This is a genomic window from Candidatus Hydrogenedentota bacterium, from assembly GCA_013359265.1.
In the GTDB taxonomy this organism is placed as follows: domain Bacteria; phylum Hydrogenedentota; class Hydrogenedentia; order Hydrogenedentales; family SLHB01; genus JABWCD01.
Genome location: JABWCD010000005.1, coordinates 106684 through 122205, shown reverse-complemented (window position 1 = coordinate 122205; position 15522 = coordinate 106684). Strand labels below are relative to the sequence as shown.

The following is a 15522-nucleotide window of genomic DNA, read 5'->3' as shown; positions in this document are numbered from 1 at the left end:
TACGCAGCCCTCTCCCAACATTTACAGGCTCTTGTCGGTTAGCCGTTTACGGCGCGTCCCAAACCCGCTGGCCTGGCGCCCATTCGTGTGCATCACGGCGCATTCGTGTTATCAATTCGCATTTTCTGTGATACGATGAATCTTGCCGTAGGACTAAATTGGGCTCCATGCCGTGAGATTCGCAAGAATCCTATATCCTATGGCATTTCTGTTACAGACCTTGTAGCATTTCACGCGTTTTGGCGAGCAGTTCACGATCGCCATCTGAAATTCCATCCGGATGAAAATGCATTACGCTATTTCGGATCTCGCGCACTTTATCCATCCGATCGATGAACAGCTTCCGATTAATTCTAAGTGCTAGTCGCGACCAAACCTCTTCCTTCGACATCGCCCGCAAATACTCGCCAAAGGTCAGGTCATCTACGGTTATTTTTCCTTGAGTTCTTCTTTTGTCGGCCGGATCAATAAAAGAATTCAGTTCTTGTTGCGAGAGCTTGGCACGAATCAACAAATTACGAAGATGGTTCTCGATCTGTTCGAGAAACAAAAAAGGTTCAGAGAGCGCAACGAACTGCTCCGCGATGTCCTGCGCCGTGAGCATGCCGCATATCTCATTGCTCTTGTTCCGCACCAATACTACGCCGCTTTTGATGATGTCCCTAACAGCATCGAACAGCGGCGTATCCAAGCCGACAACACGGACGTCGACATCCAAACACTCTCTTGCGGTCTTCGGAGGATCGCCACCCGCGTTTGCCTTGCCCAATGATTGCCAAGTGATGATTCCCTCAGGACTTCTAGAATCCCGTAACACGGGCAAATGAGCGAGTCCTTCGGACATTAATTGGAACACGACCGTTTCAATCTCATCGCCTGGACGCACACTCACAGGCTTTCGGTTTGCTGCGCTCAATAGCGAAATGGGCAAGTACGAGCGGCGCTCATCTTCAACCGAATCTTCGACCGGGATATTTTCCTCGATAACGGGGCTCGACTCCGTATCGTTTACGACAAGGGCAGGTGGTACCACAGCAACGGCACCGGGCGTTTTCTTACCAGCTTTTGGTGGTCGGCCCGGGCCCCGCTTTTCCCGCGGAAAGAGTTTGATTATACCGTCAATATGTTCATCTTCAAATGGAGGATCCGTCTCGACCCCCAGACTCGTTAGTTTGCTCCGAATGTACCGAGTAACGTATTTGCCGCGCCTTTCCTGCCAAAAGAACTCCAACAACTGTCGCACGGAAATAGTGAGCGGCCTTCCCGTTACCACCACCTGCTTAGCCATTTGGACAAATTCTTCCTTTGGCCTGTATGGCATTCGTTAAACCTCGTAGTTGGATTGGTGCTGATCATTGCTCGTCAATGTTCTACACCCGTCGAATATTCGGGCCGTCGGATTCGAGCCGCCCCTCGCGGAGGAGGCCTTTAATGAGGGAGCGGGCCATGTCCTCGATAGCGCTGCCGGTGCGGGCGAATCCGAGGTGCCGCGCAAACTGGCGGATGGCGTCCTCGCGGGAAATCCACGTGCGGCCCGTTGCGCTGACGAAACAGTCTTTGAGCCAGTTGCGGTTGTAGCCGTTGATGCCGCGCGCGATCAGCGAGTATTCGTTGCTGTTACGCTTGGCGATGCCACGGCGCACTGCCGTCTTCAGATCGTCTTCGAGCAAGTCGCGCGCCTTCGGGCCGAGCCGCTGATAACCGAACTCTTCGGCTAGGCGTTTCAGCAGGTCGTCCCGGTCCAAGGGCGATTCGGCGGTGAGTATCTTACGCACCGCGCACAGCACTTCCTCGCGCGGCACCTCGCTGATCGGACGATAACTTGGCGCATCGTCCTCGTCCTGCACTTCCGGCAACTCCTCGGCGGCGCCCTCCAGTTCGTCGGAGCCGACTGACTCGACGGATGAAAACAGATCAGGTTCATCGGCGGCGGCGCAGGGTGACTCTGGTTCGTTATTTGCTGATGTGAGATCTACTGTCTCGGATGCTTCCGGGGGGACCGTCGCCGCGGAATTGCCCGTCAAGAAAGCGCCGGGCCAGCCGCCGTGTTGGTCGATGACCTCATCGATTTCCTTCATGATCCGGATGGTCTCGGTGAGCGCGACGACGATTTTGTGGTAGTGCGCGATGTCGTCGTCCGACAGCGTGCGGCCTCTGCGGTCTTTGAGCCATTTCTCACAGACCTGATAGCCGCCGACATGGAAGTTCCACACGTCCTCGCGCACGCCCTGGAAGCCGGTGGTCTGTGCCTTGTCCACCCACACGGTGTTATTCGACCACGAGACCTTTTCGACCTCGGGATTCCGCCCACCAATAAATTCGGTAATTGGTTTGTCGAGCTTGGGCGATTCCAGCAGGTGCAGAGCGACGAGTTCGCCGCCGAGCCGGGCCAGCGCGCCGAACAGTTCCAGGTTCCCGGTTAACGGCAAGCGCGGGAAATCGGTCTTCAAAAACTCCGCGTAGCGGCTCCTGTAGCCGGGACTGTGAAACACCGCGTAAGCATAGTCGAACACTGCTCGATCAGAGAGTTCGGTCTCAGATTGGTGGGGTTTAAGAAGACGTTTGATTCGCGCCAATGCCTGCGGTCTGAAGTTAGATCCTACAAATCGATCTCTCGAATACGGCAGGTCTCGATCACCAGCTAAGAGTTCGTGCGGAAAATATGAGATTTTCCCTTTGGTACTATAGAAACACCGGTTGTTTGGAATGACTTTGGACACGCCAATATGCGTAAATGGGCCATCAATGGAGACTTGCCGCATTACCATCAGGGCAACATTTTGTCCTGCAAGGAGATGTTTCCCCGCGCTGTGACTGTTTGTCTTCAAGAGGTCTTTTCGGTAGAAGCAGTATCGCAAGTCGAAAGGGCCAAACAAGAAAGGCGTGATATGCCTCGCAAAATCCTTTTCCGCGACGATGGTCGCCCTTTCATCGAATAGTTTCTTTCCCCACGCTTCGGAAACAGAGTACCTTTGGACAATCTCGTCCTTTGGTGACGTCGCAAAATGCACAAGTTTGGATCGAAGTTCCATTGCAGTAAAGTCGGTAAGGATCTCGTCACGTCCAGATTCAAAGCCGGTCGAGTTTATTCCATAAAGTTCGACCATAGGAATCGCTTGGTTATATTCGGCCTCCGTTTCGGCGTTGCGCGCAAAGAAATAGTAGTTTGGTTCTCTAGCTGCGAATGCAGAAAACCGCGTGGACAAAATCGAATTAGTGGTTAGCCAATGATACTTGTGCCCAGAACTTCCTCGTATGTCCTGTCTGAACAACTCGTTGTCGGCTAGATGGATCTTCGGACGGCGAACGAGGAGTGCGATGCAAACCCCGCGCTTTATCTCAAAGACATTCTCGTCTGTCTGGTCCAGTTCATCACGCTCTCGCTTGTCAGCATCACCATGCAGATCTAGGAACCAACGCCGACCAAACGATTGCAGCAAGTGATTCCTCATGCCACGCAGGGTCGCGCTTTCCAGATAGCCATTGTTTGTGATGAGGCCGATAAGACCAACTCGTTTCTCTATTTGCTTCTCGGCAAAACGAAAAAACTTCACATAATCGTCGTTGAGATTCTTCTCGAATTGGAGCGCACTTTTTTCCCTAATTGGATCGCCATCCACAAAACGGTACGGGTCGACACTGCGGCGCATTGCAGTTGACAGATTGGCCGATATCCCGGAGTATGGCGGATTACCAATTACAACTGTAAAAACCGTGCCACGCTTAATCTTTCCAACCTCAGTGGCTTCTCGCGCGAGCGCGGGGGTGCATTGTTCGATTTGCGCTTGACCGCTTGCATCGTCAGGTTCTTCTAGCGCATTTGTGAGATATACTCGAACCCGGTCATTCGCACCAAGTGATTGGAGTGCGGTGAAATTCAGTTCTCTCAACTTCAGCCCAATTTTCATGTGGGCGATGGTGTAGGGGGCCATCATGAGTTCGTAGCCGTGGAGTCGCGGAAGAAGGTGCTTGACGACATACTGATTCCACAGGACCTGCTGCTGTTGCGCGGAAACCTTCTCGCGCTTCCACCGCTCGGTCAGTGTGCGATGAATTACTTCGATAACCTCCACGAGGAAGGTGGCGGTGCCGGTAGCGGGATCGAGAATTTGTACGAAAGCGGATTTCGAGTTTACTTCATCCGGAATCTTTAATTTCGGAAATCGTGCGGCCATATCTGCCCACGTATCGGTCGAAGCAAGACCGTCCTCAAGCCCAAACTCGGTCTGAAGCAATTCGTGTACGCTGCGCACGATGTAGGACACGACCGGCTTGGGCGTGTAGAACACACCGCGCTGAACCTTCTTCCGCTTGTCGTATTCCGTCAGGAATTCCTCGTAGAAGTGAATGACTGGATCGCCGGTCTGCGACCCGAATTCGTTGAGAATGCGTGTCGTATCCTCGGGGCGCAGGCCCTCGAAGAGTTCAACCAATCGGCCCACGCCGATTTCTTCAATGTCGATCTTCCCACCGCCAACCTTTGTCAGACCCAAGCACTGCGCGAATAGGCCCTGTAGGAAAGGATTTGTAGGCGGAATGCGCTCCGGCGCGTGGGCCACGTCAAATGATTCGTTGGGATGGGCCGCGCGCGCCGCAAACAGTCCATACGCAAGGGTCTGCGCGTAGGTGTCGGCGAAATCGTCCTCCGACAGGTCATGGATTAAGAGCGTCTTGAATGCCTTGTACAGTTGCTGCAATGGCTCAAACTGCCGTTTGCGCGTAATGTCCAGCACTTCACCGACGCGCTTGCGCACGTCCCGCGCGAAGTGCGCCATTTCCTGGGCCAATTCTTTCGAGTCCCGGATGGCTTTTCGCTTCGAGCCGACAAAGGCCGAACGCCACTGCTCGCGCCAGTCTTTCTGGCTCGTACCGTCATCCGGCCAGTGGAGGCACTCGATATAATTGTGAATATGGGCCAAGTGCGTTTCTTTGCGCGTCCACATGAACTCGCGCATGACGGCGGTGTAGCCCGCGTCCGGCTTCGAGAAGTGGGCAAAGGTCATGCCCCGATCTTCGCCGTCGCCGTGGGCATTCACGAACAGGAGGTCTTGCATTTTCCACGTGACACGGTCACCGGCGGACGTGCGCTTTTTCTCGACGAACCGATTCAGAATGCGGCGGAGCGCGGTAAGGGGCAGGCGCTTCGACTCGAACTCGACGTAGAACACCGCCCACGGCTGGTTGGTCGTGAGCGGGCGCATTTGTTTGACGTTGCGCACGCGGGCATGGAGTTCGTCCGGCAAGTTGAGTTCGTCCGGCGTGTAGTCGAATGCCAGCGCATCGAGGTCGTCAAACTGGTCGTCCTCGATTGGCCAATCGAGTTCGTCGGCCAGGAAGGTAACAAGGCTAGGGAAATCAACGATGCTTAGAATAGTGTCTCGCGCCATTCTTCATCTTCTTTTGGGTTGACCGCATCTTTCATCGCTTGAGCGGCGTACTTGCTCCCAATTATTTTGTCCACCTCTTCGAACTTGCGTCGGTGTTCCGGCGATGTAATTACAGTTGCGCCCCGTAAGATTTCATACGCCCTAGCGCGCCACGTGCAAGGAACCTGAATCTCGCCAATCCTCAACGCTCTTAGCGTGGGCAAAATATCGATTTCCGCGTCCAGGGACTTCAAATCCAAGTACTTTTTCAAACGTGGCAGTTGTGCCACGCGAACTTGGACGGGGCCGGGCCATGCACCGGTGGCGGGTATGGTGACTGCAACATCGAGTCGCCGAAGTTCGAACTCACCCTTGGCAAAGCTGAATACGGGAACGCCACCTTTTGCACCTTGGATGGTTGACACGGCGTTGGCCAGTGTACCCGCCGAAACCTTCACCCCCTGAAGTTTCTCAGTGATTCGATACGGCATGGTCCCTATCCCCTTGCTCGTCGGCTAGCTTAGTTCCATCCAGCATTTGAGCGTGGCCCGAACTCCGACCGGAGCCTGAACTTGCTTGAAGTATGTGTTCTTGACGTGTCTTTCAACCTTAGCGCGAATTTCGGAAAGCGTCTCGTCCGTCACGGATCGGTGTCGTGGCGTGTCCGGTTCGCTCTGGATCACTGTGAAGATTTCGGCAGCGTCGGTGTGAATATTTTCGGTCGCCAGATCGTACAGATACCACTGCGTGAGGCCCGCGTCGTCTGTCCAGGCGTTCGTTTCCGGATCGCCCTCTTCGAGTTTCACGCTGGTATCGAACGCGGGCAGCGAGAAACAGAAGAAGACGGCCTTGGTGCCCGGCTTAGGGTGTTCCTTCCCGGAGAATACCCGCTTGGGCAACGCGTTTAGCCGTTCCTCCAAACCGGGGTGTTCCTTCAATAGTCGCTGGTATTCGAGGTGCATTGCCTCGTCGCCGCTGGGCGTGCCTTCGTAGGCGTGGTTGAAGTCTTTCAGGGCCTCGTAGTCGTCTTCGGGCCGGAGCAGCTTTTTGCCTTCGATACCGAGCGTTTTCGAAATCTTCAGCGTCTTGTGCGACACGAGCGAATACAGCCGGAGCAGTTCGTCCAGTTCGTCCGGGGGCAGGAAGTTCCAGTAGGCGACCTTGCCGCGAATCTTCTCTTGTTCCGGATGGTCCTTGAGAATCGCGGCCTCGACATCCGGGTTCATGCGGCGGTCCACGCGGCCAATGCGCTGCATGAGGCGGACAGGGTTCCAGTGGAGGTCGTAATTGATGAGCCGCGTCGCGTCCTGGAGGTTCAGGCCTTCGGAGAGCACGTCCGTGGCGATAAGGATGCCCGTTTCATCGTGACCCTCCTCCGCCAGCTTTCCCGACGACGAATCGTTGTAGTACGGCGCGAAGCGGGTGATGACCACGCCCCGGTCTTTCTTGCTGGCGGAGTCCACTTCGTCGACGCGGGTAAAGCCCTGTTCTTCCAGTTGCTTCCTGAGATAGCGAGCCGTCGCCATGTATTCGGAGAAGATAATAACCTTGTGCTCTTTGAGCACGGGGTCTGATTTCAGCAGTTTCACGAGGGCCTTCAGCTTGTCGTCGTGCGATGGCTTGAACTTCTGTAGTTCCTGAAGGAATGCGGCGACCTGGTCGAGGTCGAGGAAAGTTTCGGACAGGATTTCATCGATGTTGTACTCGTCTTCGTGAAGTTCGTCGATGTCTTCCATCATTTCATCGGTGATGATGTCCGCGTCCGCGTCGTCTTCCTCCGCGTCGCCCCAGAATTCGTGCTGATGCTCGCGGACGTATCCGATGAGGTCCTCGTGTTGTCCCTTCCACCGTTCCAGCCGGTGTTTCTCGGTGATCGACGTGCTGTGCTTTGTCGCGAAGGCAAGCAGCTTGAGCATCAGCGCCTGACAAGACATTTGGAACGCGCGCGCCGAGCTTTCGAATCGCTTTAGGAACTGCGTGCGGATCAGGCTGACGACCTGCTTTTGCCGGTTTTCCAGCTTGGTGTCAATCGCGTCGTTCGGCCCTTTGTAGTAGGCCAATGGGTAGTAGATGGCGAGCGAGAATAGCGGCTTTTCCTTGTTGAATGCGTCCTCAAGCATTTTCAACAAGCGCCCGTATGTTTTCTTGATCGAGTAATCCGCGACCTGCGGGGCCTGGCGTTCGGGGAAAATGGCTGTCCGCCCGTCGTGTTGTTCTTGGCTCTTACGCACGTAGGCGCGGCTGCGCTGCACGACCAGCTTTGTCAGGAGGGGATCGCCGGTAATGACTTCGGCGGCTTCCGCCTGATTCACTTCGATGGGCAGTTCCATCTGTTCCACGCCGATGCCAACGGCGCGTTCCAGCGCCTTCTCCAGCTTGCGAAAATGGCCAGCGAGGGAATGGATTCCGACTGTGTTCTGGAAATACGCCGACTCGCGGCGGCTGAACAGCTCGATCATGTGCTGAAAGTCGAGTAGACTGTTGTTGATGGGCGTCGCGGTGAGCATGAACACCGTCTTGCCTTCGCACAGGTCAAACATGTGCCAGTACCGTGAGGGCCGCTTCGTGCCTTCGCCCTTTACGCCGGGATTGCGGAAGTGATGCGCTTCGTCGATTATCACCACGTCAGCCATGTCTTTCAGTCGGGCCAAGCGCGACTGATATTCGCCGCCCCGCTGCAAGTCGGTGTGGTTGTAAATCACAAGGTTCGTAAAGTCCCCGCCGAGATTGGGCAGATACTTTCTGAGCGCGGCTTCCCAGACTGGCTTGCGAGCAGCCTTTGGGACGAATAGCGCGACACGTTTGCGGTCGAACATCGTGAGGCGTTCGATCAGCATCATGCCGATAAACGTCTTGCCCAAACCGACGCCGTCGCAGAGAAAAGCGCCCTTGTGTTGCATGGCGATTTTGAGCAGCGCGTGGTAGCCCTCTTTCTGGTATTGATCCAGTTTGGGGTACATCAGCGATTTGGTCAGTTCCCATTCCGATGCCGTCAGTTCGTGGCCTCGGAAGAACTCCTGAAGCGCCTTGACGTATACCTCGAAGGGCGTGAACTCGCGCGTGTGGCGTTCGATGACGCGGAGGACATCTTCCGAAACGTCCTTCGCTTCGTTCCAGTGGCGTTCGTACCACTCTTGAAGGTCCTTGACCTCGCGCTGAATCTGGACGTTCAGCTCGACATTGTCCGTCAGACCCGGGTAAGTGAAGTTGCTGGAGCCGACCAAGGCGGTCGAGCCGACAACGGCGAGCTTGCCGTGGGTGATAAAGGCCTTGGCGTGGAATTTGTCTTTCGTGTAGACGCGGCACTCGATTTTGTTCGACCGAATGCCCTCGACAATCCCCGGTACGCCGTGGAGAAAGTCGTTCGTTTCTTTTTCCTTTTCGATGCTCGCGTCGAGCGCCATTTCGACCTTGGCGAGTCCGTTTGTGAAAGCACGTTTGGTGCGGAGGCTGACCTCGTCGCCCATGAGAATGCGGACCTTGTCGAGCTTCTGCCACTGACCGTCCAGCGCAAGCAGTGCGCCCACCTCGAAATATCCCGTGGCAATGTCGAACTGATGCGCGACCTCTGTCCATTCCTGGAGGTAGCTCTTGACCTTCCAGTCCGTGTCGCTGTTGTCGACAATGAACAGGTCTTTGCCGCGCGGCTCGCTTCTAGGATTGGGCTTCTCGGCCATGAATTCTCCCCACTCGAATCCCAACGGGGGACGGTCATTGCCTGCGCCCGACACGCCATGCACCCGTTAGACTGATATGTAACAGGGTGTGCGCTGGCGGATCAAGATTGAGGCGGGCCAACGAAAGGACGTTCTATGGCGGTGCACTGCGCACATCGTGCAGCCTGGGCAGGGGTCGCTGGTTCGAATCCAGTCGCCCCGACCATTTTTCGACTCCGCGCCCAAGCTGTTTCGCTCGATCGAGATTCGGTCTTTCGCGGGAACTACTGCCCTATAACTGCCTACACCACGGTATGTTTCGACAATACCTCCTACGTCGCCGTAGCGAATTCTGCGCGCGTTTCTCATGGAGAAACCGTTCATGGCATCACGCAATCCCATGCCAGCGCGCAGGTTACGGCGAATCTCCCCAACGTTGGCCCGTGAGTTGCCTCTACCAAACCTGATTTAATCGAAACCCTAACCGGGTCCACACCTCGGTCGCGCATAGTTCGTGCAGCCGGTGACGGGCCAGTAGTAAATAGCAAGGAGCAGTAGTTCTGATATGAAGCGTGGTTACCTGATCGATATGGATGGCGTTATCTACCGCGGCACACAGTTGATCGCCGGCGCGGACCAGTTCATCCGCCGGTTGCGCGAAATGGATGTGCCGTTCATGTTTCTTACAAACAACAGCCAGCGAACGCGCCGCGACGTTGCGACGCGCCTGCAGCGCATGGGCATTGCCGTTGAAGAACGCCACATCTACACGTGTGCGATGGCGACCGCCCGTTTTCTCGCGGCGCAAAAACCGAACGGCACCGCGTTCGTCATCGGCGAAGGCGGCTTGCTCCAGGCGTTGCACGCGAACGGATACGCAATCGTAGACAGCGATCCGGATTATGTCGTCGTCGGCGAAGGCCGCACGATGACATTCGAGATCATGGAGCGGGCAACGCGCATGATTTTCAACGGCGCGAAACTGGTCTCGACGAACATGGACCCCAACTGCCCCACTGCAGACGGCATTCGACCCGGCTGTGGCGCAATCACCGCCATGCTCGAAAGCGCCACCGGCATCCCGGCGTTCAGCGTCGGCAAACCCAACCCGATCATGATGCGCGCCGCGCGAAAGGAATTGGGCCTGTCTGCCGAGCAGTGCACCATGATCGGCGACACCATGGAAACGGACATTGTCGGCGGGTTACAGATGGGTTATCGCACGATTCTCGTCCTCAGCGGCGGCACACGGCACGAAGACCTCAAAAAGTTCGCCTATCGTCCCGACGTGATCGTCGATTCGATCGCGAACCTGTGCGACATCGAGTTAAGTCCGAATTGGAGCGCCGCCTGAGAGGGTTACAGCCCTGCGAACGCATTGGACACGTGATCGCGAGTGACAATCTTGTACTCGCGTGAACGCTCGCAGGTTCTTCCGAAACACGTTTCCCGTTTCCCAGTTACTTTGTAAACACCGGCTGCCGTCCTTCCATAAAAGCGCGCAACCCTTCGCCGAGGTAGTCGTCGCCAATGAAATCCATGAAATGCTTACCGTTGCTCGAGCCCGATGCAAAGGGATCGACGGCTTTCGCGCGCACCGCCGCGCGCAGCGACGCTTTCGACGCGACAAGCACGTCCAAGCTAAGCCGCGACAACCGCGCCACCTGCTTTGCGACTATCTCATCGAGCCCGTCTCGCGTCGCGATGCCATCGACCAAGCCGACGTTCAACGCGCTCTGCGCGTCGAAATTCTTGCCCAGCATCACCACCTCGCGCATTGCCGGCGTCTGGCAGACATTGCCGATTACCGCTACGAGTCCCTCGGGAATCGGTACGCCCACCTTCGCCTCCGCGAAGCAAATTGCGCCGCGCTCCGCGTCAATGTAGCGAAAGTCCGCGAGAATCGCCAACACCGCTCCGCCGGCCATTGCGGGTCCATTGAGTACGGCAATATGCGGCTTGGTCAGCGTGTACAATCCCGCCGCCAACCGGCCAACGGCCTCGAAGATGGCCCTTCGCCCAGCGAGGTCGGCGTCCAACACAGTCATCGGATTCAGCCCGTTACAAAACATCCCGTCCAACCCGGATCGCGTGACAATGACCCGCGTCCCCTCGTGCGCGTCTGCCTCGCGATGAATCGCAACGAGCTGCTCCATCGTCTCGATATCCAACAGGTTAAACGGGGGAAGCGTGAGCGTAACGACAGAGGCCGTACCTTCGTGGGACAATGTTATTGCGTCAGACATGGGGGATCTCCTCGTAATTTACCTATCGGTCGGTAAGGACAGCCCCTAATTTATACCAAAAAAGACATCATTCGTAAAGAGCGCAAGACCAAGCGCGTCGCGGGACTGACAGACACCGTGTAACTCCTGTTATGGAAAGGCGTTAACGCTTGGCGAACCTCCCACCCTACATCGACCCGCCGGTTTAACGAAGGTAGTTCGTGCCCATCTATGCCAGTTCCAACCGCATGGTGATCGAATTGCCGGTGATGCCCACCCGCTGGAAGCCGAATCGATCATAGAGCCGGATCGCTGGGTTCGAATCGACTACACTCAGAGACAGCGCAGGATACTTTCCGGTCGCGTAGTCGATGAGATGTTTAATCAATCGCGATCCGACACCTCGGTTTCGGAATTCCGGGAGAAGCGCGACCGAAATCTCCGGGACATCCTCCGAGATAAATCCGTATCCAGGATCGCCCGAAGTGAACAAGCGCATCCACGCCGCGCCGACGCGTTCACTCGTCCCGAGATCAACTGCGACCACACCGTAGTCCCCCGCTCTCCCCCACGCGCGCACATACTTGGCGACGCCCGGATCGTTCACGATGTCGCGAGGGGGCGGCAACGCGCCGGGTGGAACATGAATCGCGTAATACACAACCTCCGGCAGGAATGATGCGTCGTCCGGCGTGATCGCCCATATCGCGATTTCAGACACGGCTATGGCGACGGTGCAGCCGCCGTCACTGCGTTCAAGAGAAATGTGCGTGCGCGGTCGTACCACGCGTCGCCAAGCGAGTGGCCCGCGTCATCGGTAAGATGAAATTCGATCACGTCCGCGCTGTGCCCCGCGTCGGCATTTGCCTGCTTCAACGCGTTCGCGAACTCCGTGCAACGCTCCGTGCTCACGCGCGCGTCCGTTTTTCCGATGGCGACAAACACGCGCTTGCCCGTCATGCCGCTGACGAAATTGGTCAATTGCAGATCGCGCACGTCGGCGCGTTCCTTGTCCGCCTCGAATTCGCGTAGCGCGCGCCAATCCGTCACCGGCGCAAAGCCCGCGCCCGCGGCGATGCGATCGTCGCCCGCCAAGAGGCGCAGCGCCATGTATCCGCCGCGTGACGTGCCCGCGACCGCAATGCGTCCGGGTTTTGCGAGGCCGCACTTGATGCACTCGTCGATCGCGGCTTTACCGTCGTCTACAAATGCGGCGAACACGTCTTCGCCCGCGACGTAGGCATCGCGCATTCCTTCAATTCCGCTGCGGCCCGTGCCGACGCGATCGCCGTGCGCGGGCAAATCGAAACTTGCCGCGCGGTGTCCGTGCGAAAGAAAGTGTTCCGCCGCGAGACAATACGGCCGCTTGGACAGTGTCGTGGCGCTGTCGAGTGCGAACATGAACAATAGCGCCGGGTCCGCTGCAAGTTTACCTGCCGGCGGAGACAGCACGCGCACGGTAATCGTCCGCGCGCCAACGCTGACAGGAAATTCTTCGAGCGTCGCGGCGGCGATTGTCTCCGGCGCGTCATGCGCAAGCGGTGCGGCCTGTGCCGCGCCGATCGCACATACGCTCATTGTCAGCGCAATGCGGCGATCCAACGCGCGACGGACGCGCATCACGCCTGCCCCAAGTTTGGCTTAATCACCGCCGTGCCGGTTCCTTCGTAAACGCGCAACAAATTCTGAAACATCGCCTCGTCTTCGTACGTGCCGACTATCGCGCCACCGGAACCCGCGAACTTCGCGCTCGCGCCCACGGACCTCGCGCGCTCGACGAGATCGATGTTATCGTCTGAGATTCGGTACAACGTCCGCCGCAGATCGAAGTTTTTGTTCAGGATTGGGCCGATCTCGCCGCCGCGTCCGGCCAGTAGCAGATCGCGCACTTCCTGCGCGAACTCCGCGAACTGTTTCATGGCATCCACGACAACAGGGTCGCCATTGCGCCAGCGCTCGCGAATGTTATTGTGAAACACGTACGACCCTTCCGCCAGCCGCGTCCGGTACGCAATATACAGATTCGGCAAGAGTGCCGCGTCGAGTTCTTCGTAGTTGCCGTAACCGCGCGACTCCATCAGCGCGCGGTCGAAATCCATGAACACGCAGCCTTCGTAGACTTGAATGACCCGGTCTTGCAGGCCCGCCGCGATACCGAGTTCTTCGGTCTCGACGCTGAGGATCAAGTTCGGCAGAATCTCGCGTGGAATCTCCACCTCGTAGAATTCGAGAAGACACTTCATCGTCGCGGTCACGAGTGCGCTTGACCCCGCCAACCCGACGTGCCGCGGGATGGTCGTTCGGTACCGGACCTGGAAGTTCCGATTGGGCAGGGCAATGCGCTCGGCGTCGCAGTAGTCCGCGAATTTCCGAATCGCCGCCTTCACCAGCCGGATCGCGCCGTAGTACCCAAACTGCTCGACGTCTTCCACCAGGTCGCGCACGGACGCATAGGTCGAGCGGTCGCGCATACTCGGCACGATTTCAACCTCGGGGTGCTCGTAGAAGCTCACCTTCGCCCCGAAGTCGCGTATGGTAAAGCTGATCGTCTTTCCAAAATACCCGTCCGAGGGATTGCCGATCAGCCCAGCGCGCGCATAAGCTATTGCTTCACAAGCCATTACGAATCCCCATTCGCCCCTTTTTGTCCCGGTAGGATCATAAAGTCGCGCTGCATTGACCTTCAAGCGGGAATATTACGGTTGAAGCCTGCCCGGAAGACTGTTAATATTCCCGAACGGTGCGGGAATATTCCTGTTGACTCGGGGGAAGCCGTCCGATCCCCACCCCACCACCAACGAAAGCAGTAACCCCTTGGAACCATCCGACAACGACGGGAAGGCCCGTTCTCCCGAGTTCGAGCAACTCGTTATCGAGCATATGGACATGCTCTACGCCGTCGCCCTGCGCCACACGCGAAACCCCGCGGACGCCGCCGACCTGACCCAAAACACCGTCCTGAAGGCCCTGCGGTTCCACGACAAGTTCGAGAAGGGCACCTACATCAAGGCGTGGCTGCTGACTATCCTCCGCAATACCTATATTAATGAGTACCGCCGCCGCGCCCGACGCCCCGCGGCCGTCGAACTGACCGGCGCCGAGGCGGCAGAAGACACGTCACCCGACCCAACCGTCCGCTACGAGCCCGAACACCGCGGCGCCAAGGAACTCATGGAACTTCTCGATGACGAAGTCAAACTCGCCATCGAGTCCCTTCCAGATGACTTCCGCAACGCCGTCGTCATGGCCGACATCGAAGACCTGTCCTATAAGGAAATCGCAGACCGCATGGGCTGCCCCATCGGCACCGTCATGTCCCGCCTGTTCCGCGGCCGCAAAATGCTCCGCGAAAAACTCCGTGAGTACGCCAAGGAAAAAGGCATCGCGGAAAAAGAGGAATCGGCGTAGTCGTACAGACAAGGTTTGTGCGGCAAATTGCCGTACAGCGTGGTATACTGCGCCCGGCGTTAGGGCCTTCGGAGCAAAGCATGAACGCGACACGACTCGATATCCGACTGAATGCGGATTCGAAAACGTTGATCCAACAGGCAGCTGAATTGCGAAACCAAACCGTCACCCAGTTTGTCGTCGCGACGCTGCTGGACGAGGCGGGTAAGGTAGTTGCCGAACATGCACAAGTCGTGCTGTCCGACAGGGATCGCGACCTCTTCCTAAAGTTGCTCGATGCACCGCCCAGACCGAATAAGGCGCTGCGAGATGCCGTAAAGTCACACCAAAAGCGCCGATTGAGGTGAGTTGGCTCATCGAGCCGTTGGGACCTCGGCACGTTCGGCAACAATTCCGCTGTGGCCGCGGGCAGCTCGACGAATATATTCGCAGATATGCAGGGCAGCACGAACGCAAACACATTGGCCGCACGTTTGTGGCCGTACACCCCGGAGAAACGACCGTCGTCGGGTATTACACACTTTCTGCCTCCTCCGTTGCGTTCGAGAATATGCCGGAAGAGCTGCGGAAGAAGTTACCCAAGTATCCCTTGCCCGTGGCATTGATTGGCAAGCTTGCCGTAGATAAGACCGCTCAGGGGAGAGGCCTCGGGCAGACGCTCCTCGTCGATGCGCTCAAACGGGTAGCGCGAATCGCGGACCAAATGGCGATTCTTGCCGTAGAGGTTCACGCGATCGACGAACGCGCGACGCAGTTCTACCAGAAATATGGATTCCAGCAATTCCACGATCATTCGTCGCACTTGTTCCTCCCACTCGCAACATTTCGGTCGCTAGACGCGCCTTAGCCGCGGGGCAGGCGCTGCGT

Annotated in this window: 13 protein-coding genes; 5 read left to right on the top strand and 8 right to left on the bottom strand. The window is 57.1% G+C overall.

Translation table 11 applies throughout. The features are described from left to right. Positions 1 to 211: 211 nt before the first annotated feature. Both HUU46_05835 and HUU46_05830 read right to left on the bottom strand, forming a co-directional pair. Entirely contained in the window at positions 212 to 1288 is a 1077-nt protein-coding gene (locus tag HUU46_05835; protein ID NUM53146.1) for a CBS domain-containing protein, read from the bottom strand. Between the two features lie 82 nt (positions 1289 to 1370). Then, complete coding sequence (locus HUU46_05830) at positions 1371 to 4955, bottom strand: N-6 DNA methylase (GenBank protein ID NUM53145.1); 3585 nt, start codon at positions 4953 to 4955, stop codon at positions 1371 to 1373. A gap of 33 nt (positions 4956 to 4988) precedes the next feature. Between HUU46_05830 and HUU46_05825 the strand changes: the two genes are divergently transcribed. After that, entirely contained in the window at positions 4989 to 5369 is a 381-nt protein-coding gene (locus HUU46_05825; protein ID NUM53144.1) for a hypothetical protein, read from the top strand. Here the strand turns inward: HUU46_05825 and HUU46_05820 are convergent. Together HUU46_05820 and HUU46_05815 are read right to left on the bottom strand one after the other, a co-directional pair. Beyond that, positions 5366 to 5857 carry a hypothetical protein gene (locus HUU46_05820; protein NUM53143.1) on the bottom strand — a complete coding sequence of 164 codons (492 nt, stop codon included), beginning with the start codon at positions 5855 to 5857 and terminating at the stop codon, positions 5366 to 5368. The genes HUU46_05825 and HUU46_05820 overlap by 4 nt on opposite strands. 24 nt (positions 5858 to 5881) lie before the next feature. Further along, on the bottom strand, positions 5882 to 9043 hold the full coding sequence (locus HUU46_05815) for a DEAD/DEAH box helicase family protein (protein NUM53142.1): 3162 nt from the start codon (positions 9041 to 9043) through the stop codon (positions 5882 to 5884). A 544-nt stretch (positions 9044 to 9587) separates the two neighbouring features. Between HUU46_05815 and HUU46_05810 the strand changes: the two genes are divergently transcribed. Beyond that, positions 9588 to 10376: an HAD family hydrolase gene (locus HUU46_05810; protein ID NUM53141.1), complete on the top strand. Its 789-nt coding sequence runs from the start codon at positions 9588 to 9590 to the stop codon at positions 10374 to 10376. 106 nt (positions 10377 to 10482) lie between these two features. On the opposite strand, the gene HUU46_05805 is transcribed toward HUU46_05810, so the two are convergent. From HUU46_05805 to HUU46_05790, 4 genes are all read right to left on the bottom strand, one after another. Then, positions 10483 to 11268, bottom strand: coding sequence for an enoyl-CoA hydratase/isomerase family protein (locus tag HUU46_05805; GenBank protein NUM53140.1), 786 nt, complete (start codon positions 11266 to 11268; stop codon positions 10483 to 10485). A 208-nt stretch (positions 11269 to 11476) separates the two neighbouring features. Further along, the gene (locus HUU46_05800) at positions 11477 to 11953 is read right to left on the bottom strand and encodes a GNAT family N-acetyltransferase (GenBank protein NUM53139.1); all 477 of its coding nucleotides are present in this window, start codon (positions 11951 to 11953) and stop codon (positions 11477 to 11479) included. 17 nt (positions 11954 to 11970) lie between these two features. Further along, entirely contained in the window at positions 11971 to 12867 is an 897-nt protein-coding gene (locus HUU46_05795; GenBank protein ID NUM53138.1) for a prolyl oligopeptidase family serine peptidase, read from the bottom strand. Continuing rightward, positions 12867 to 13868, bottom strand: a complete 1002-nt coding sequence (locus HUU46_05790) for a GHMP kinase (GenBank protein ID NUM53137.1) — start codon at positions 13866 to 13868, stop codon at positions 12867 to 12869. The genes HUU46_05795 and HUU46_05790 overlap by 1 nt, the downstream gene beginning before the upstream one ends. A gap of 193 nt (positions 13869 to 14061) precedes the next feature. Here HUU46_05790 and HUU46_05785 point away from each other — a divergent pair, with 193 nt between their 5' ends. The 3 genes from HUU46_05785 (at position 14062) to HUU46_05775 (ending at position 15502) form a co-directional block, all read left to right on the top strand. After that, a complete protein-coding gene (locus HUU46_05785) occupies positions 14062 to 14655 on the top strand; it encodes a sigma-70 family RNA polymerase sigma factor (protein NUM53136.1) in 594 nt (197 codons plus the stop codon). 80 nt (positions 14656 to 14735) lie between these two features. Continuing rightward, positions 14736 to 15002: a DUF1778 domain-containing protein gene (locus HUU46_05780; GenBank protein ID NUM53135.1), complete on the top strand. Its 267-nt coding sequence runs from the start codon at positions 14736 to 14738 to the stop codon at positions 15000 to 15002. Continuing rightward, a complete protein-coding gene (locus HUU46_05775; GenBank protein NUM53134.1) occupies positions 14999 to 15502 on the top strand; it encodes a GNAT family N-acetyltransferase in 504 nt (167 codons plus the stop codon). Before HUU46_05780 ends, HUU46_05775 begins: the two co-directional genes overlap by 4 nt. Positions 15503 to 15522 lie beyond the last annotated feature (20 nt).